General features: G+C 63.3%; 14 protein-coding genes. 11 read left to right on the plus strand and 3 right to left on the minus strand.

Annotation, left to right across the window (positions count from 1 at the left end; all coding sequences use genetic code 11):
- The first annotated feature begins 11 nt into the window (after positions 1 to 11).
- From ACHAC9_RS11880 to ACHAC9_RS11930, 11 genes are all read left to right on the plus strand, one after another.
- Positions 12 to 1,049 carry an XrtA/PEP-CTERM system-associated ATPase gene (locus tag ACHAC9_RS11880; protein ID WP_435760195.1) on the plus strand — a complete coding sequence of 346 codons (1,038 nt, stop codon included), beginning with the start codon at positions 12 to 14 and terminating at the stop codon, positions 1,047 to 1,049.
- Complete coding sequence (locus tag ACHAC9_RS11885; RefSeq protein WP_435760196.1) at positions 1,046 to 1,930, plus strand: XrtA system polysaccharide deacetylase; 885 nt, start codon at positions 1,046 to 1,048, stop codon at positions 1,928 to 1,930. Before ACHAC9_RS11880 ends, ACHAC9_RS11885 begins: the two co-directional genes overlap by 4 nt.
- Positions 1,927 to 3,186, plus strand: coding sequence for a TIGR03087 family PEP-CTERM/XrtA system glycosyltransferase (locus tag ACHAC9_RS11890; protein ID WP_435760197.1), 1,260 nt, complete (start codon positions 1,927 to 1,929; stop codon positions 3,184 to 3,186). Before ACHAC9_RS11885 ends, ACHAC9_RS11890 begins: the two co-directional genes overlap by 4 nt.
- Positions 3,186 to 4,715 carry an exosortase A gene (gene xrtA, locus ACHAC9_RS11895; protein WP_435760198.1) on the plus strand — a complete coding sequence of 510 codons (1,530 nt, stop codon included), beginning with the start codon at positions 3,186 to 3,188 and terminating at the stop codon, positions 4,713 to 4,715. Before ACHAC9_RS11890 ends, xrtA begins: the two co-directional genes overlap by 1 nt.
- A 3-nt stretch (positions 4,716 to 4,718) precedes the next feature.
- Positions 4,719 to 5,930, plus strand: coding sequence for a TIGR03088 family PEP-CTERM/XrtA system glycosyltransferase (locus ACHAC9_RS11900; protein WP_435760199.1), 1,212 nt, complete (start codon positions 4,719 to 4,721; stop codon positions 5,928 to 5,930).
- Complete coding sequence (locus ACHAC9_RS11905) at positions 5,915 to 7,858, plus strand: XrtA/PEP-CTERM system amidotransferase (protein WP_435760201.1); 1,944 nt, start codon at positions 5,915 to 5,917, stop codon at positions 7,856 to 7,858. Before ACHAC9_RS11900 ends, ACHAC9_RS11905 begins: the two co-directional genes overlap by 16 nt.
- A 17-nt stretch (positions 7,859 to 7,875) precedes the next feature.
- Positions 7,876 to 9,093 (plus strand): TIGR04063 family PEP-CTERM/XrtA system glycosyltransferase, encoded by a 1,218-nt coding sequence (locus ACHAC9_RS11910; RefSeq protein ID WP_435760202.1) that lies wholly within the window; start codon positions 7,876 to 7,878, stop codon positions 9,091 to 9,093.
- Positions 9,090 to 10,268, plus strand: coding sequence for a glycosyltransferase family 4 protein (locus tag ACHAC9_RS11915; protein WP_435760203.1), 1,179 nt, complete (start codon positions 9,090 to 9,092; stop codon positions 10,266 to 10,268). The genes ACHAC9_RS11910 and ACHAC9_RS11915 overlap by 4 nt, the downstream gene beginning before the upstream one ends.
- A gap of 130 nt (positions 10,269 to 10,398) precedes the next feature.
- Positions 10,399 to 11,745 (plus strand): putative O-glycosylation ligase, exosortase A system-associated, encoded by a 1,347-nt coding sequence (locus ACHAC9_RS11920; protein ID WP_435760204.1) that lies wholly within the window; start codon positions 10,399 to 10,401, stop codon positions 11,743 to 11,745.
- A 378-nt stretch (positions 11,746 to 12,123) separates the two neighbouring features.
- Complete coding sequence (locus ACHAC9_RS11925; protein WP_435760205.1) at positions 12,124 to 13,122, plus strand: polysaccharide deacetylase family protein; 999 nt, start codon at positions 12,124 to 12,126, stop codon at positions 13,120 to 13,122.
- Complete coding sequence (locus ACHAC9_RS11930; RefSeq protein ID WP_435760206.1) at positions 13,119 to 14,387, plus strand: glycosyltransferase; 1,269 nt, start codon at positions 13,119 to 13,121, stop codon at positions 14,385 to 14,387. Before ACHAC9_RS11925 ends, ACHAC9_RS11930 begins: the two co-directional genes overlap by 4 nt.
- A 79-nt stretch (positions 14,388 to 14,466) precedes the next feature.
- Here ACHAC9_RS11930 and ACHAC9_RS11935 read toward each other — a convergent pair whose 3' ends face one another.
- From ACHAC9_RS11935 to ACHAC9_RS11945, 3 genes are read right to left on the minus strand one after another with little or no spacing between them, the layout of a single operon-like run.
- Positions 14,467 to 15,435, minus strand: coding sequence for a N(5)-(carboxyethyl)ornithine synthase (locus ACHAC9_RS11935; RefSeq protein WP_435760207.1), 969 nt, complete (start codon positions 15,433 to 15,435; stop codon positions 14,467 to 14,469).
- The gene (locus ACHAC9_RS11940; RefSeq protein WP_435760208.1) at positions 15,432 to 17,213 is read right to left on the minus strand and encodes a hypothetical protein; all 1,782 of its coding nucleotides are present in this window, start codon (positions 17,211 to 17,213) and stop codon (positions 15,432 to 15,434) included. The genes ACHAC9_RS11935 and ACHAC9_RS11940 overlap by 4 nt, the downstream gene beginning before the upstream one ends.
- Positions 17,210 to 18,682 carry a lipopolysaccharide biosynthesis protein gene (locus tag ACHAC9_RS11945; protein WP_435760209.1) on the minus strand — a complete coding sequence of 491 codons (1,473 nt, stop codon included), beginning with the start codon at positions 18,680 to 18,682 and terminating at the stop codon, positions 17,210 to 17,212. Before ACHAC9_RS11945 ends, ACHAC9_RS11940 begins: the two co-directional genes overlap by 4 nt.
- Between the last annotated feature and the right edge of the window lie 193 nt (positions 18,683 to 18,875).

Raw genomic sequence — 18,875 nt, forward strand, 5'->3', positions numbered from 1 at the left:
GGAGTGACACGATGTACGAACCGTATTATGGATTTACAGCCAAGCCTTTCCAGCTGCGTCCCGACCCGCACTTCTTCTTCGGCAGCAAGGGCCACAAGCGCGCCATGGCCTATCTCGAATATGGCCTGTCGCAAGGTGAAGGCTTCATCGTCGTTACCGGCGAAGTCGGGGCCGGCAAGACGACGCTGGTGCGCAACCTGTTCAACAAGCTCGCGTCAAACCAGATCGTGGCCGCCCACATCGTCAATACCCACCTCGACCCGGACGACACGCTGCGCATGGTGGTCTCGGGCTTCGGGCTGCCCTACGAGGGCGCCAGCAAGACCGACCTCCTGACCCGTCTCGAGCAGTTCCTGCACGACGTCGACCGCCAGGGCAAACGCGCCCTGCTCGTCATCGACGAAGCGCAGAACCTGAACCCGAAGACGGTCGAAGAGCTGCGCATGCTGTCAAACTTCCAGACCGACGACAAGTCGCTGCTGCAGACCTTCCTGCTGGGACAGCCGGAATTTCGCAGCACGCTGCACAGCCCCGGCATGCAGCAGCTGCGTCAACGCGTCATCGCCAGCTACCACCTGGGCCCGATGGATGCGCCGGAAACGCGCGCCTACATCGAGCACCGCCTGCACACGGTCGGCTGGAAGGGCGATCCCGGCTTCGATGACGCAGCCCACGAGGCGATCTTCGCCCATACCGGCGGCATCCCGCGCAAGACCAACACCTTGCTCGACCGCGTGCTGCTGATGGGCTACCTGGAAGAGCTGCATCACTTTACCGAAGCGCATATCCAGACCGTCATCAGCGACATCAGCGAAGAATTCCAGCAGCCCGAGGTCCTGGGCACGCCGACCATCCGCACCATCGACGGCGAATCGATGGCCGACGGCATGGGCAGCGTCGCTGATCGCCGCGACAGCATCGAAGTGCTCGACGAGCGCATGATGCGGCTCGAGAAATCGGTCGTCTCGGTGCTGTCGATCCTGAAAAAAATCGTCGCCACGCCGCAAAACGGCGTGCCCGTTAACCAACACGTGGATACCTCCGAATGAAGATGCAAACTCCCGCCGCCCGGCCGCAGCGCCAGCCGGGCGAGCGCATTCGCAACGCGATGACCTGCGACGTCGAGGACTATTTCCAGGTCTCGGCATTCGCTCCCTACATCAGCCGCGACAGCTGGCCGACGCGCGAATGCCGCGTCGAGGCCAACATCGAGCGCATCCTGGCGCTGTTCGAGCGCCACGACGTCAAAGGCACCTTCTTCACGCTCGGCTGGATCGCCGAACGCTATCCGCAGATGGTGCGCCGCATCGTCGCGGCCGGCCATGAACTGGCCAGCCACGGCTATGGCCACCAGCGCGCCTCCGACCAGAACCGTGCCGAATTCGACAACGACATCAGGTCAAGCAAAGCGCTGCTGGAAGACATCTGCGGCCAGCAGGTGATCGGCTACCGCGCGCCGAGTTTCTCGATCGGAGAAGGCAACCTGTGGGCTCTGGAAGCGTTGGCCGAAGCCGGCTACCGCTACAGCTCGAGCATCTACCCGATCGCCCACGACCATTACGGCATGCCCGACGCGCCGCGCTTCGCCTTTTATCCGAACGGGCCGGACGGCCTGCTGGAAGTGCCGATCACGACCGCCATGCTGGGCAATCGTAAACTGCCAGCCGGCGGCGGCGGCTATTTCCGTTTGCTGCCGTACGCGCTGTCGCGCTGGATGGTGAAACGCGTGAACGAATCGGACAACGAGCCGGCGCTGTTCTACTTCCACCCATGGGAACTCGATCCGGGCCAGCCGCGTCCCGCAGGCCTGGACGCCAAGTCGCGCTTTCGCCACTACATCAACATCGAGCGCATGGAAGGACGCATTGCCGCCCTCGCCCGCGATTTCGCGTGGGACCGGATGGACCGCATCTTCCTGAGCAAGCCATGAATTCGATCATCGAGGGCGCGTTGCAGCGCAAGGCGGCCGCAGTGCAAGCCGAGGCCGTCGAGGCGGCCAGGCAGGACCTGCTGCTGCTGGTGCACCGCATCCCTTACCCGCCGAACAAGGGCGACAAGATCCGCTCGTACAACCTGCTGAAACACCTGGCGACGAAGTACCGGGTGCACCTGGCTACTTTTGTGGACGACGCCGACGACTGGCAGCACGTGCCGGCTGTCGAGGCGATGTGCGCCAGCAGCCATTTCGTGAAGCTCGATCCGCTCAAGGGAAAGATTCGCAGCGCCAAGGCGCTGGCGACGGGCAAATCGCTGTCGCTGGAATACTATCGCGATGCCGACATGAAGCGCTGGGTCGCGCGTACGATGCGCGAACGCGGCATTGCGCGCGTGATGATGTTCTCGTCGGTCATGGCACAGTATGCGGACGATTTTCCGGCGGCGCGCCGCGTGATCGACTTCTGCGATGTCGACTCCGACAAATGGCGCCAGTACGCCGAGAAAAAGAAGTGGCCGATGAGCTGGGTGTACCGCCATGAAGCGCGCAGCCTGCTGGCCTACGAGAGAAAAGTCGCCAACGAATTCGACGCGTCGCTGTTCGTCTCCGCGCCCGAGGCCGAACTGTTTCGCACCCTGGCGCCGGAAAGCCGCGCCAAGATCGGTCATTTCAGCAATGGCGTCGACACGGAGTATTTCAGCCCGGCGCGTGACTATGACAACCCGTTCGCCGCTGGCGAGCAGTCGCTCGTGTTCACCGGTGCGATGGACTACTGGCCGAATATCGACGCCGTCAAATGGTTCGCCGAACACGTGCTTGAGCGCGTACGCGCCGCCGTGCCGGGCGCACGTTTCTACATTGTCGGCTCGCGCCCGGCGACCGAGGTGCTGGCGATGGCAAGCGACGCCATTGTCGTGACCGGCACCGTGCCCGACGTGCGCCCGTATCTCGCCCACTGCGTCGCCGCGGTGGCCCCGCTGCGCATCGCGCGCGGCATCCAGAACAAGGTGCTCGAGGCGATGGCGATGGCCCGTCCGGTGGTCGCGTCGCCCCAGGCGTTCGAGGGCATCGATGCCGTCAACGGCCACGAACTGCTGGTGGTCGACGCGCCGGCCGACTACGCCGACAGCCTGATCGAGCTGCTGCGTTCTGCGCACCCGAACATGGGCCGGGCCGCGCGCACCAGCGTCGAGCGCCACTACAGCTGGCCAGCCCACCTGTCCCAGATCGAAACGAGGTTCGAATGCTGATGAACGAGAACCCGGCCCTGGCCGGCGCTGCCTCTGGCCGCCTGTCGGTGCCGAAGATCGCCGTCATCGTCGCCGTCTTCCTGGCCCTGCTGGTACTGTACTGGGGCACCGCCGCCTCGATGGTGGCGGTGTGGAACAGCTCCGAAACCTTCGCCCACGGTTACGCCATCGTGCCGATCAGCCTGTGGCTGATCTGGCGCCGGCGCGAAGTCTTCTCGCGCATCCCGGCCGCGCCCTACTGGCCGGCGCTGCCCGTGCTGGCCCTGTGCGGCGGCGCCTGGCTGCTCGCGCGTGCCGGCGAAGTGCAGGTCGTGATGCAGTACGCCTTTGTCTTCATGGTCCCGGTCGCCGCTGCGGCCGTGCTCGGCCGGCGCCTGGCCGGCGCCCTCGCCTTTCCGCTCCTGTTCCTGCTGTTCGCGGTGCCGTTCGGCGAAGTCTTCGTACAACCCCTGATTAACTTCACCGCCGACTTCACCGTCGCCGCGGTGCGCGCCACCGGCATCCCGGTACTGCGCAACGGCACCTTGTTCGAGCTCCCGACCGGCAACTGGTCGGTGGTCGAAGCCTGCAGCGGCGTGCGCTACCTGATCTCGTCGATCACGCTCGGCTCCCTGTACGCTTACCTGAGCTACCGCTCGACCACGCGGCGCGTCCTGTTCATCGGCCTGTCGATCGTCGTGCCGATCATTGCCAATGGACTGCGCGCCTACATGATCGTCATGATCGGCCACATGAGCGGCATGGAACTGGCCACCGGCGTCGACCACCTGATCTACGGCTGGTTGTTCTTCGGCCTGGTCATGTTCATCATGTTCTGGATCGGCAGCTACTGGCGCCAGGAAGAAGCGGTCCCGGCAAACGCTGGCGCCGCCCAGGCGGCAGTTGCGCTGCCTGCGAAATCGATCATCGGCGTGGCCATCGCGACGGTGCTGGTGGGCGCACTCTGGCCAGCCCTGGGCGCGCTCAGCGACAAGGCGGCCTACAATCCGGCGCGCGTGCAGCTCGACGGAGCGCGCCTGGCGTCGAGCCCTGCCGGCCTGCCGGCCTGGAGCCCGGAATTCCAGACCCCCGATGCGACGCTCAAGGGCCTGTACACGGCCGCCGGCGCGCCGGTCCACCTGAACCTGCTGTACTACCGCAACCAGGGACCGAACAAGCGCCTGATCACCTCCGTCAACCGCGTCGACAACCGCAAGGAGGCCTTCTTGCAGATCGGGTCAAACGGCCGTCTCGAGGAGATCCGCGGCCAGAAGCTGGCGCTGCGCGAAACCCGCGTCAAGGGCCCGGACGGCAATTACCTGGTCTGGCACTGGACCTGGGTCGACGGCCAATTCGTCGCCAACGACTACCTCGGCAAACTGCGCCAGGCCAAAGCCAAGCTGATGCTGCACGGCGACGACGGCGCCGCCCTGATGGTCGCGACGCCGGTCGGCGAGCAGGCCGACACCGCGCGCGCCACGCTGCGCGCTTTCCTGGACGCGAACCTGGCACCGCTGCAGGCAACGCTCGAGGCAGCACGGGAACACTAAATCATGGCTGTCACGAAGAACCGGCCAGCGCAACCCCCGCTGGTCGTGCACCTGATCTACCGGCTCGACTTCGGCGGGCTGGAAACCCTGCTGGTCGACTGCATCAACCACATGCCGCCCGAGCGCTACCGCCATGCGGTCGTCTGCCTGACCGACTACACGGCGTTTGCCGACAAGATCACGCGGCCCGGCGTGGAACTGTATGCGCTGCACAAGCAGCCGGGCCTGGGCCTGGGCATTCACGTAAAACTGTTCAAACTGCTGCGCCGGCTGCGGCCGGCGATCCTGCACACGTATAATTTCGCCTGCGCCGAGTATGCCGTCCCGGCCTGGGCCGCCGGCGTGCCGGTGCGCATCCACGCCGAACACGGGCGCGACGCCGGCGACCCGCACGGCCTGAACCGCAAGCACAATTTCCTGCGCCGCAGCCTGGTACCGTGGATCGACCGCTATGTACCGGTCTCGCACGACCTGGCGGGTTGGCTGAAGGAGGTGGTCGGGATCCCGGCCGCGAAGCTGGAACTGATCATGAACGGCGTCGATACGGTACGCTATGCGCCGCACCTGCCGGCGGCAAGCATGCCCTGGGCGGACGGTGTCGAAACGCCTGGCGCGGCCCGACCGTTCGTGATCGGCACCGTCGGCCGCCTGCAGGATGTCAAAGACCAGGCCACGCTGATCGAGGCCTTTGCCCTGCTGTGCGCAGGGCGCGGCGCGGCGCGGGGCGACCTGCGCCTGGCGATCGTCGGCGACGGCCCGCTGCGCGAGCGGCTGGCCCGGAAAGCGCAAGATGCGGGCGTGGCTGACCTGGTGTGGTTCCCGGGTGCGCGCAACGATATCCCGCAACTGATGCGCAGCTTAGACGTGTTCGCCCTGTCCTCGATTGCCGAGGGCACGCCGGTCACCCTGCTCGAGGCCATGGCCTGCGGGCGGCCGGTGGTCGCCACCGCGGTCGGCGGCATCCCGGAAGTGGTGCAGGACGGCGTGAATGGCGCCCTGGCTCCGGCGCGCGACCCGCAGGCGCTGGCCGATGCCCTGGCCCGCTATGTGGACGACCCGGCGCGCCTGGCGGCACACGGCGCCGCGGCGCGCGAACGGATCGAACGCCATTACAGCGTTGCAGCCATGGTCGGCGCCTATACGGCCCTGTACGGCCAGCTCTGCAACTCCAAGACAACTTTTAAAGAAATCACCCAACCATGTGCGGAATCGTAGGCATTTTTGACCCGCGCGGCGTCGCCCAGTTCGACCGCGCCGCCCTCGTCCGGATGAACCAGACCCAGTTCCACCGCGGCCCCGTCGAGGGCGACGTGTACCTCGAACCGGGCGTCGGCTTCGGCCACCGCCGCCTGTCGATCATCGACCTGGCCGCTGGCCAGCAGCCGCTGTTCAACGAAGACCGGTCGGTCGTCACCGTGTTCAACGGCGAGATCTACAACTTTCGCGAACTGACGAAAGAGCTGACCGCCCTCGGCTACAAATTCGCCACCAGGTCCGATACCGAGACCATCGTCCACGCCTGGGAAGAATGGGGCGAGGACTGCGTCAAGCACCTGCGCGGCATGTTTGCATTCGCCATTTGGGACCGCAACAAGCAAACCTTTTTCGTGGCGCGCGATCACCTCGGCATCAAGCCGCTGCACTATGCCTTCCTGCCGGACGGCACCTTCGTGTTCGGCTCGGAACTCAAATCCCTGCTGTCCTTTCCGGAACTGCCGCGCGTGATCGAACCGCGCGCCGTCGAGGAATATTTCGCCTACGGCTACGTGCCGGAGCCGCGCACCATCTTCAAGGACGCCTTCAAGCTCGAACCAGGCTACTCGCTGACCCTGAAGGTCGGCGCCGGTGCGCGCAACGTGAAACCGAAACGCTGGTGGGACGTGCCCTTCGCGCCGCACGCGCCGATGGCGGAAAAGCAGATGGAAGAAGAGCTGATCGTACGCTTGCGCGAAGCGGTCGAGAGCCAGCTGGAAGCGGAGGTGCCGCTGGGCGCCTTCCTGTCCGGCGGCGTCGACTCGAGCGCGATCGTGGCGATGATGGCCGGCCTGAACAAAGGTCCGGTGAACACCTGCTCGATCGCCTTCAACGACCCGGCTTTCGACGAATCGACCTATGCGCGCCAGGTGGCCGAGCAGTACAAGACGAACCACCAGTGCGAAACCGTCGACAAGGACGACTACGGCCTGGTCGACCTGCTCGCCGGCCTGTACGACGAGCCGTATGCCGACAGCTCGGCCATTCCGACCTACCGCGTCTGCGAACTGGCCCGTAAACGCGTGACGGTCGCCCTGTCGGGCGACGGCGGCGACGAGAACTTTGCCGGCTACCGCCGCCACCGCATGGCGATGGGCGAAGAGCAGGTGCGCTCGATGCTGCCGCTGGCGCTGCGCAAACCCGTGTTCGGCTTCCTGGGTAAAGCCTACCCGAAGGCCGACTGGGCGCCGCGCATCTTCCGTGCCAAGACCACCTTCGAGGCGCTGGCGCGCGACCTGACCGACGGTTATTTTCACGGCGTGTCGATCCTGGTCGACCGGGTGCGCGACCAATTGTTTTCGACAAGCTTTCGCAGCCAGCTGCAGGGCTACCGCGCGGTCGAGGTCATGCGCGGCCACGCCGCCAACGCGCCGACCGACGATCCGCTCTCGATCATCCAGTACGTCGACATGAAGACTTACCTGCCAGGCGACATTTTGACCAAGGTCGACCGCGCCAGCATGGCGCACGCACTCGAGGTGCGCGTGCCGCTGCTGGACCACAAGTTCGTCGAATGGGTCTCGGGCCTGCCGTCGTCCAGTAAGCTGCGTAACGGAGAAGGCAAGCACATTTTTAAAAAGGCATTGCAGCCTTACCTGTCGGACGACATTTTGTACCGCAAGAAGATGGGCTTCTCGATTCCGCTGGCCTCGTGGCTGCGCGGCCCGCTGCGCGAGTCGATGACGGCAGCGGTGCTCAACCCGATGCTGCTCGACACCGGCATCTTCAATCCCGCTTTCCTGAAGCAGATGGTCGACGAGCACCTCGCCGGCACCAAGGACCACAGCACCGCGCTGTGGGCGGTGCTGATGTTCGAAGCCTTCCTGCGTAAAAACGGCGCCGATGGCGCCACCAGCGCGAGCGGTTCCCTGATCGCCACCGCCGCCTAACGGAGTTTCAAGAAATTATGCGTGTCCTTCACGTCCTCGACCATTCGATCCCGCTGCACAGCGGCTACACTTTCCGCACCGCTTCGATCCTGCGCGAGCAGCGCGCGCTCGGCTGGGAAACTTTTCATGTGACCGGTTCCAAGCACGCGGGCGGCAACAACGCGACCGAAGAAACGGCCGACGGCCTGCATTTCTACCGCACCGCGAAATCAAACGGCGCGCTGGCGAAGCTGCCGATCTTGAACCAGCTCGAAGTGATCCAGGGCCTGGAAAAGCGGCTCTTGGAAATCATCCCGCAGATTAAACCGGACGTGCTGCACGCCCACTCGCCCTGCCTGAACGCGATCGCCGCCCTGCGCGCCGGGCGCAAGTTCGGCATCCCGGTCGTGTACGAGGTGCGCGCCTTCTGGGAAGACGCCGCGGTCGACCACGGCACCAGCAGCGAGAACGGCCTGCGTTATAAGCTGACGCGCGGCCTGGAAACCTATGCGTTAAAACGCGCCGATGCGGTGACCACGATCTGCGAAGGCCTGCGCCGCGACATCGTCGAGCGGGGCATCCCGGCAGCCAAGGTCACGGTGATCCCGAACGCGGTCGACATCGACAAGTTCGCCGTCGGCGGCGAAGCCGACCAGATTCTAAAACGCCAGCTTGGCCTGCATGGCCATCGCCTGATCGGTTTTATCGGTTCGTTCTATGCCTATGAAGGCCTGGACATCCTGCTGCGCGCGGTGCCGGCCCTGACGGCACGCTCACCCGACCTGCGCGTGCTGCTGGTCGGCGGCGGTCCGCAGGATGCCCAGCTGCGCCAGCTGGCAAAGGACCTGAACATCGCCGACAAGGTCGTGTTCACCGGCCGCGTGCCGCACGACCAGGTGGCAAAATACTACGACCTGCTCGACGTGCTGGTCTACCCGCGCCTGTCGATGCGCCTGACCGACCTCGTCACGCCTTTGAAACCGCTGGAAGCGATGGCGCAAGGCCGCATCCTGGCCGCCTCGAGCGTGGGCGGGCACCGCGAGCTGATCGTCGACGGCAAGACCGGCATCCTGTTCGCACCGGACGACCCGGCCGCGCTGGCGGTCAAGGTCGGCGATTTGCTCGACGCCCAGTCGACCTGGCCGGCACTGCGCCGGGCCGGGCGCGCATACGTGGAAACCGAGCGCAACTGGCCGGTCAGCGTGGCGCGCTACAAGAACATCTATGGCCGCTTGACGGGACTGAAGGCTGCATGAAGATCCTGACGTTCAGTACCCTGTTTCCGAACAGCGAGAAACCGGGTCACGGTATTTTTGTCGAAACGCGCTTGCGCCACCTGGTCGCGAGCGGTCAGGTCGAGGCGCGCGTGGTGGCGCCGACTCCCTGGTTCCCGTCGACCAATCCGCGCTTCGGCAACTACGCGCGCTTTGCGAAAGCGCCGCGCGAAGAGATGCGCCACGGGATCCAGGTCTCGCACCCGCGTTACCTGGTGGTCCCGAAAGTGGGCATGAACCTGGCGCCGGCCTTGCTGGCGCAGGCGGCGAAGCCGCGCATTGCGCGCATGATCGACGAAGGCTACGACTTCGACCTGATCGATGCCCACTATTTTTATCCCGACGGCGTGGCTGCCGCCATGCTGGGGCGCTATTTTAATAAGCCGCTGGTGATCACGGCACGCGGCTCGGACATCACCTTGTTCCCGCAGTACCCGCTGCCGCGCCGGATGATCACGTGGGCGGCGAAACGCGCCGACGCCGTGATCACGGTCTGCAACGCGCTGCGCGACGAAGTGGTGGCGCTGGGGATCGACGCCGAGCGCGTGGTGTCGCTCCGTAACGGCGTCGACCTCGAACTGTTCCGCCCGACAGAGCGGTCGCCGAACGCCATGTTCACCTTGCTCGCGGTCGGCCACCTGGTGCCGGTCAAGGCGCAAGACCTGATCATCGGCGCGCTGACCTTGTTGCCGGGCGTGCGCCTGGTGCTGGCCGGCGACGGCCCGGACCGGATAAAACTGGAAACCCTGGCACATGAGCTGAAGGTCAGCGACCGTGTTACCTTCCTCGGGGCGGTGCCGCAGGCGCAGCTGCGCGGCCATTATGGCGCGGCCGACGCGCTGGTGCTGTCGTCGAGCCGCGAAGGCTGGGCCAACGTGCTGCTCGAGGCGATGGCTTGCGGCACACCGGTCGTGGCCAGCCGCGTCTACGGCACGCCCGAAGTGGTGGCGGCGCCCGAAGCGGGCGTTCTGATGCAGGAACGCAGTTACCAGGGCGTTGCCGACGCGGTCAATGCCCTGCGCGCGCATTACCCCGACCGCGGCGCAACGCGCCGTTATGCCGAACGCTTCAGCTGGGACGATACGACCGCGGGCCAGATCCGCCTGTTCGATCGCGTGCTGGCCGCCCGTTCCAAAACGGTCGCTTGCTTAACATGATGGAAATGGACGGATGCTATGGAATCATTATTGTGGGCACTTGACCTGCTTGCGGTCACCTACTTGTGCCTGTGGGCGCTGAAGCAGGAAAAGCGCAAGGACAAGGCTGAGCGCGAGGGGAAACAGAACGATGCGTGACCTTGTCATGCTTACACTGCTGCCGGTCATGCTGTATGCGATGGTGCAGCGCCCCTTCATCGCGGTCGGCATGTGCCTTTGGACGGCGCTGTTCTTTCCAAATGCCTGGGTCTATGGCATTGCCAGCATACCGAGGTACAACCTCCTGTTCGCGGCCGTGGCCATCATCGGCTATCTGGCGTGGAAGGACAAGCCGACGGTACGGCTCACCGGACTTGGTATATTGGTACTTGCCTTCTTCCTGTGGACCGTGGGCAGTACCGCGACCTCTATCGGGAATCAGGAGGTTTCCTGGATGATCTGGAACCGTTTTGCAAAGGTCGTGGCGCTGTTCGTCTTCGTCGTGCTGGTCGTCAAGAACAAGCTGCACTTCGATTTCATGCTGTGGTGCGTCGTGCTGTCGGTCGGCTTTTACGCCGACCTGGAAACACTGAAGTTCATCGCCAGTGGCGGTGGTCACAGGATTGTCGGTCTCGACGGGCACGTGCTGGGCGACCGTAATGAATTGTCGCTGGCTTTCGTGATGACCCTGCCGCTCTGCTACTACCTGTGGACCGAATACGGGAAGCAGTCTCGCATGCTTAATCTGGCACTGCTGGGCACGATGGCCTTGCTGGGCCTTGGGGTCATCGGCACCCAGTCACGCGGTGGCCTGGTCGCGTTGCTCGCACTGGGTGGTTATATGTACCTCAAGAGCGACCGCAAGATGCTTCTTTCGGTGCTCATCATTGCCTTCGGCATCGGTGCGTCGTTCTATATCTCCGAGGATTACGCCGCGCGTATCGACACGATCACAGCCGCAGGCGAGGATAGTTCATTCATGGGCCGGGTGGTCGCCTGGAAGTTGAGCTTCATCATGGCGATGCAGAACCCCTTCTTCGGCGGGGGTTTCAAGTCGCTCGAGTACTTCCCGGTCTGGTCCGACTTGACGAGAAACTTTTTCGATTATCCTTGGTTCCATACGGGCACCTCATTGCCCAACACCCAGGTTGCGCGCGCCGCGCACAGCGTCTATTTCCAGGTACTGGGCGACCATGGCTTCGTTGGCCTGGCCTTGTATCTGAGCTTCCTGGTGCTCGCTTTCATCAAGGCCGGCAAGGTCGCGCGCAAGGCGCGCAAGGCCGGTGCGCCGGACTGGTTGCCGCTGGCAGCGACCATGGTGCAGTTGAGTATTTTCGCGTTCGCAGTCGGGGGCGCCGCACTCAGCCTGGCGTATTTCGACCTGCTGTTCGCACTGTTCGGACTGGTCGTGGTGCTGGAAACGCGACTCCTTGCCGCTGTCACGCCGCAAGCCGGCGTGGCGCCCGGTGCGATGGCAGCGCACAGACTGGCTGCATGAATGAGACCGGTGGCCCGTTTCCGAACAGAAGACCCTGGAGTATGCCCACCTGCTCAAGGTTCTGTGTATCATAGGCAATGACTATTGTGTTCGCGATGTCCCGGGCCGCCGTCTGGCAGGACGGCATGCCGTCGGAGGCTGAGGTTTCCCGAACCGCCAACGCGTTTTCCCGGCCCCATTTCCAGCCTGCCCGGGCACGTCTGCCCGTGCAGCGGGTCAGCGGGTCGGCACCGTTACCCGCACCCATGATCGCTAGCCCACCAATTCGATGAATCCATACACTGCATGCTTCCTCCACCCTGCGCTCCCCTGCCCCCCGGCCGCGCTGGACGCGCAGGGGGAGGCGGCGTCGCAGTTGCCGAGATTGCCGCCGCTCCAATGAACCGACCCAAACGACATAACTGGCTCGGCGCGCTGTTACTGCGTGCGACCGGCAGCGCCATCGGGCTCTCGCGCCAGCACAGCCTGGCGGTCGTGAACTACCACCGCGTGCTGGCGCGTCCCGATCCGCTGCTCGACACCGAACCCGACGTCGCCGCCTTCCACTGGCAGATGGCGCTGCTCGCCGACTGCTTCAACGTCATGCCGCTGCACGACGCGTTGCGCGCGCTCGACGAAGGCCGCCTGCCTCCGCGCACCGTCTGCATCACCTTCGACGACGGCTACCGTTCGGTGCACGACCTGGCGCTGCCGATCCTGCGCAAGTTCAAGCTGCCGGCGACGGTCTTCGTCACCAGCGGCTTTATCGGCAGCAACGCCGGCAATATGTGGAACGACCGCATCATCCATGCGGTGCAGTCGCTGCCGGCGGGCACCCTCGACCTGACCGACGTCGGCCTGGGAAGCTATTCCCTGGGCTCGCTGGAAGAGCGCAAACAGACCGCGCAGCGCCTGACCGAGGCCGGCAAATACCTGCCGCCGCTTGAACGCGACAGCTTGGTCAAATGCCTCGACCGCATGAGCGGGATGCACCACGACGCCCTGATGCTCACGCCCGAGATGCTCGTCGCACTCGAGCGCAATGGCGTGGAAATCGGCGCGCACACGATTTCGCACCCCATCCTTACCAGCCTCGACGACGAGAGCGCACGTGCCGAGATCGTGACCGGCAAGCGCCAGCTCGAGGCCCTGATCGGCAAGCCGGTGCGCCTGTTCGCCTACCCGAACGGCAAGGTCGGACAGGACTACGATGCGCGCCATGTCGAAATGGTGCGCCAGGCGGGCTTTTTCGCCGCCTTCACAACCGCAGTCGGTGCGATCACGGGCGACCAGGACCGGTTCCAGCTGCCGCGCAGCCGTCCCTGGGACCGCACGCCCTTTCGCTTCGGCCTGCGCCTCCTGAGCTGGATGGCGCTCGGCAACCGGCAACCACGATGAGCAACAAGGATAGCAACATGCACAACCGTGCGTTATTGATCGCATTTCATTTCCCCCCACAGTCAGGTAGCAGCGGCATCCAGCGCAGCCTGAGTTTTTCGCGTCACCTCCCTGCCAGTGGCTGGGAACCGATGGTACTGACAGCTAAAGCAAACGTCTACGAAGCCCAGAATCCCTCGCAGCTGGCCAGCATCCCCGCGAACCTGACGGTGCGCCGCGCGTTCGCGCTCGACGCCAAGCGCCATCTGGGCTGGCGCGGCCGCTACCTGAATGCAAGCGCCCTGCCCGACCGCTGGATCACCTGGAGCCTGGGCGCCATACCCGCCGGCCTGTCGATGATCCGTGCCCAGCGTCCACGCCTGATCTGGTCGACCTTCCCGATCGCCACCGCGCACCTGATCGGACTGGCCCTGCACCGCCTCACCGGTCTGCCCTGGGTTGCCGATTTCCGCGACCCAATGCTGCAGCCGGCCTATCCTACCCACAAGGGACAGCGCCGCATGTATGCCTGGATCGAGCAGCAGACCATCCGCCGCTGCCAGAAAGCGGTGTTTACGACCCAGGGCGCGATGGATTCCTATCGCGAACGCTTCCCGGACATCAGGGCGGACAAGTTCGTCGTGATCGAGAACGGCTACGAAGAGGATGCTTTCGGCCCGGTACCAGCCGGCACAGCACCAGCAGCAGCGCCCGACCGTCCACTGGTACTCGTGCACAGCGGCCTGCTGTACGACACCGGACGCGACCCGTCAGCCTTCCTCGAAGCGCTTGCGCGCCTGAAAGCGGCTGGCGTGATCGCGCCCGGCAGCCTGCGCATCGTCCTGCGCGCGCCCGGGAATATCCCCGCAGTGTCCGCCCTGATCGACAAATACGGCGTGGCCGACATTGCAGCGGCCGCTGCGCCCGTTCCCTACCGCGAAGCACTGACTGAAATGGCGTGTGCCGATGGCCTGCTGCTGTTCCAAGGCACGCCCTTCAATAATCAGATTCCGGCCAAGGTATACGAGTACTTCCGGGCGCGCAAACCGATCTTCGGCCTGGTCGACCTTCAAGGAGAGACGGCGCGCGTGCTGGGCGCAGCCGGCTTCGGGGACGTCGCCTTCATCGACGATGCCGGCGAGATCGCGGCCGCCCTCGAGCGCTTTCTCGGCCACCTGCGCGCCGGCAACGCCCATGTAGCGCCGCTCGAACTGGTGGAACGCTCCTCGCGCGCGCACCGTGCGCGTCAGCTGGCGGCAGTGTTCGACAGCGTCGTCAGCAAGTAAGCGGGCGCCATCGGGCGCCGAGAAAAAAACGGCGTGCGAACCATTGGTTCGCATGCCGTTTTTTTGGGTCCGCCCGTCCTTACTTCTGGCGCTGCTGGAAGTCGTTGATGCGCTGGTCGACGATCTTCCCATCGTGGATACAGATCGCCGGCTTGAGTACCGGATCGTTTTCCGCGCGGCCTTCGATAATGATGTCGAGGTATTTCACCATCTCTTCGCCCAGGCAGGCGGTCACCGAGTAGCCGATCAGCGCCGGCGTATGGTCGACCGCGTAGTGCAGCACACCGTCCACCATATAGACCGGGTCCTCGATCGTGGTCGGGCGGCTGGTCTCGATGGCGCCGGCACGATCGCAACTGATGTCGACGATCATTGCCGGATTTTTCAGTTGCGACAGGTCCTCGCGGTAGACGATGTGGTCCTTGCGGTACACGTCCCACAGCAAACCATTGACCACCACGTCGTACTGCGACAGTTCCTGCCGCAACAGCTTCTCGGTCCTGCGTTCATAGACGTTAATGTGCGCACCCATGCACGAGAGGACGCGGTGCGCGCCGCGCGCGACATTGCCGCGCCCGATCAGTGCCACATTGCACTCGTAGACCAGCTTGCCGTACAGGGTGAACGCATGCATGATCGCCGCTTCACCGGCCAGTTCGTTACTGCGCCAGAAGACGTGGCGCCCGCCCTCGTACATGTCTTCCCAGGCGATCGCGGTAATTTGCTTCTCCACGATCTTGTCGGTGATCGAGCGGTTCTGCACCGCGTGGACCCAGCCGAACACCGTCTGGCCGCTGCGCAGCTCGGACAAGTACGTGGCATCGCCAATCTTCGGGTCGACGATCACGTCTTGCGCCAGTGCTTCCTCGCGCGAGACGATGTTGGCGCCGGCGGCAATGTACTCCTCGTCCTTGTGGCCGAAGGACTCGCCGTAGCCAGCCTCGAAGTACAGCTTGTCGCGGTTGCGGATGCGTGCGATATGCTTGGGCAGCATGGCCCGGCGCTTCTCGTTTTCCTTCGTGCTGATCATCAGTCCGACTGTTTTCATGCTGTCACCTTTTTGGCGGGTTGTACTTCGTTGAACAGGGTTCCGCCCGTGCGGTGCGAGCGCTGCGCAGCCGACCCGGCGTCGATAAAGATGGGCGCCTCGCGTCCCGTGCGCACCAGCAACAGTAGCGGCCGGAACAGCCAGTCGCGGCGGCGGCGAAGCGCCGGCAACAGACGCGAGGCCAGCAACAGCAGCTTGTTTTTCCAGTTCAAGTACTTTAACGCGGCAAGTACGCCTGCCGATTCCCCGTATGCGTAGCGCTCCTCCGCACGGGCACGCTCAAGGCTCGTTTGTTCGTCAAGCGGGGCGTGATCCGCCGGCAAATTACGTGAGCCATGGAAATCGTAAAACTCAGGGTAGAAGCGCCGCAGGCATTCTTTCTGGAAGAAATATTTGTACTTTTCGGCAGGGTGGTATCTCAGCGTCGCCAAGGCAAACTCGAGGTCGCAGTACGGAAAAACGACGACGTGGCCGGGAGGGTGCATCATCGTGATCCATGGACTGATACAGCGCCGCGTACGCGATTGCAGGAAAGCCATCTCGGCCTGGTTCAAATTCGGCGCAAACTGATCGAGGTAGCCACGGTAACGCTCGCGCAGGGCATCGACAGAGGGAAACAACGACGATAACTGGCGCAAGGCAAACGGCTGCGTGGCACGGTTGAGTACCAATTGGTAGTCCTTGGACGGCGTCTCATGCAAGCCGTCGATCTCGAAACCCGAGTTTCCAAAGGTGTCGCCTGCGAGGCCATCGAAAATCAGCGACGGCGGCCGCTTCGCCAGCCAGCGCATAAAAGGCAGCGCCCAGCCATGCATGAAACTCTCGGTTCCGATCAGGGCCTGGCGACGCACCGCATCGGTCTCCATCTCGGCAGGCGGGACTGCCTGGACCAGCTCGCAGTCAATGCCGAAGGCGCCTGCGATCTTCGGCGCATAGAACGAGTCAATATCGTAGTCGTGGCCATTTTTGTGATGGAAGGTCTGGCATGTCACGGCCTTGAACGGGACCTTCTTCCGGACCAGCGTACCAAAGAAGCGACGCGAGTCGAAGCCGCTGGAAAATGGCAGAGTAACACCGCCTACATCAAGCTTCAGGCAGCGCTCCATCGCCGACATATAAGCGTCTTCGACAATGCGGAAATCATCGTCCTCGATCTTGTCCTCTCCAGGCGGCAAATGGGCGAAGTCGTACCACTGAGCGACATCAGCGCCGTCGCGCCGGATTGTCATCTGCGTTCCCGACTTGAAGCGCGCAATGTTACTAAAGAAGCTCCGGTCGGCCATCGGAAAGCCATTTTGCATCATGGTGACCCAGGAAACCAGGTCTGGCTCGTCATCGGCGAGATGGATGAGGACCGGATGAGACGCGAAGAACCATGCCCCATCCATCTGGCGATAATACATCGGTCCGAAACCGAACGCATCGCTCCGGACGACTGCCTGGCCTAGCTGCGAATCGTGTCGTATACAGGCAAACGCACCGTTCTTCAGGGCTTCGGGCGCCTTGATTTTCTCAAGAGCAGCATCGTCAGAATATGAGTGCACACCCAGCTCGGCCTCGTAACCGCGAAAGACCAGCTGGACGTCGCCATGTTCGTGTACCAGGGCGCGGCTGCTCGCCGGAGCACGCGAGCTTACGGCCCAGAACTGGGGCGTACTGATGAGCGCTAGACTGGCGGGCGCGCCCGTGAATTCAGCTACGCTTTGGGGAAATATGCAGGCTACGAAAAACTCGACGTCGGCAAACTGCCGCGACATCAGGTCCAGGTCGATCTTCATTTAGTCTCGCTCGGTATGGCAACAGCCGGCGGCGTTGTCCGTTTGATCTTATTGAGGAAAAAGGCTTCGGCGCCGTCGGGAGAACCGGCGAGCCGCCATAGCCCCAATACGACGACGCAATAAACGATGGCGCCGGTGACGACTTTCATGACCAGCATCAGCCAGTCCGGTGCAGTTACTTCCGATTGCAGCAGCAACAGAGCGAGGACCATTGCCAAGCATCCAAGTGCTGGACGCCCGGTTCCTCGCGCCAGCATCGCGACTGTCAGCCCGGGAATATTGCGCATTACCAACCAGTACGACACGCCAAAGGTCAACACGATTGCAGCCATGCGTACTGCGGCGATGCGTTCGGGCAACAGCTCACTTTGCAGCAATAACAGGCCGACACCGAACAAAATGATTTGGACCCAGCTGGTTACGGCCAGCAGGCGCATTTTCCCGATCACGGTCAGCACATAGTTGGCACTGCTGTTAATTGCCTGGATGATGTTCGAGAGGGCAAGAATCTGGACGAAAGGGACGATGAATGTCCACTTCGCGCCAAGCGCCACGGGCACCAGTTCGTGCGCCGTCAGGACGAAGCCGATGCAGGTAGGAAAAGTAATCATCACCTGTACCGCCTGGGCCCTTACCAGCAACCGCGTCAGCTCGGCCAAGTCGTCCTTGACACGCGCAAAAGCGGGAAACAATACACGGTTGATCGGCGCAAGCAAATCGTTGCCGGGAACGTTAGAAATCTCGTTAGCCAGCGTATAGCCGCCGGTGATGCCGGTTTTGGCTACGCCGCCGACAAGGAAGATGTGCAAGTTGCGGTCCAGGTAGCCACTGATATTCTTAACCAGCACCCATTGCGAGACCGAAAAGATGGACCCGATTTCTGCCAGCGAGAATTTCGGGCGCATAGGGTGCACCATGTAGCTGCGCAGGGTGCTGAACAGGCGCGAGCACAGCGCCCCGATCACCATGCCCCAGTAGCTCTGCAGGATGAGGGTGAGGGCGATTGTGGTAAAAAAGCTGACGAGACGCTTGAACAGCATGAATTTCGCGTCTTCCGCAAAACGAAGCTCTTTCTGGAAGGTAATAACGCCGACGTTCTCGTACGACGCGATCATCATCGACAAAGCCATCAACTGCACAACAGGCATGACGCGCGGATCACGGTAATAGTCAGCGGCGAAGGGCGCCAGGATCATCAGGACGGTCGCTACGGCGGCAACCTGCAGGATGCGCAAGGTCCATGCCGTGTTGTAGAAGGCTTGGCTGGGGTTCTTGCGTTGGATGATGGCAACGTTGATGCCAAGGTCGAAGATGACATCGGCAAACGCTACAACTACCGAGGCCATGGCAACAATACCGAAATCGTCGGGAATGAGGATGCGGGCAAGGATGAAGGTACTGACAACACCGACGATGCGGTCGATCCAGCGCATGGCGACCATGATGATGGCACCGCCGGTAATGCTCATGTTCTTACTCTGGGACATCTCTACTGACTACCTTTGTTGCGATTCGAATCGGTGGCAGGACGCCACAGGATGGAGCACACCATAACGGCGGGGCAAAGCGCGGGTCGGCCGCATTGCTACGAATTCACCGAAGGCCCGATCCGGCGCAGCGCGCCTTGCTTTGATTCTGGGAAATGTTATCCAAGGCAGAGTA

The organism is Massilia sp. CMS3.1, assembly GCF_051262535.1.
Lineage (GTDB): Bacteria > Pseudomonadota > Gammaproteobacteria > Burkholderiales > Burkholderiaceae_D > Telluria.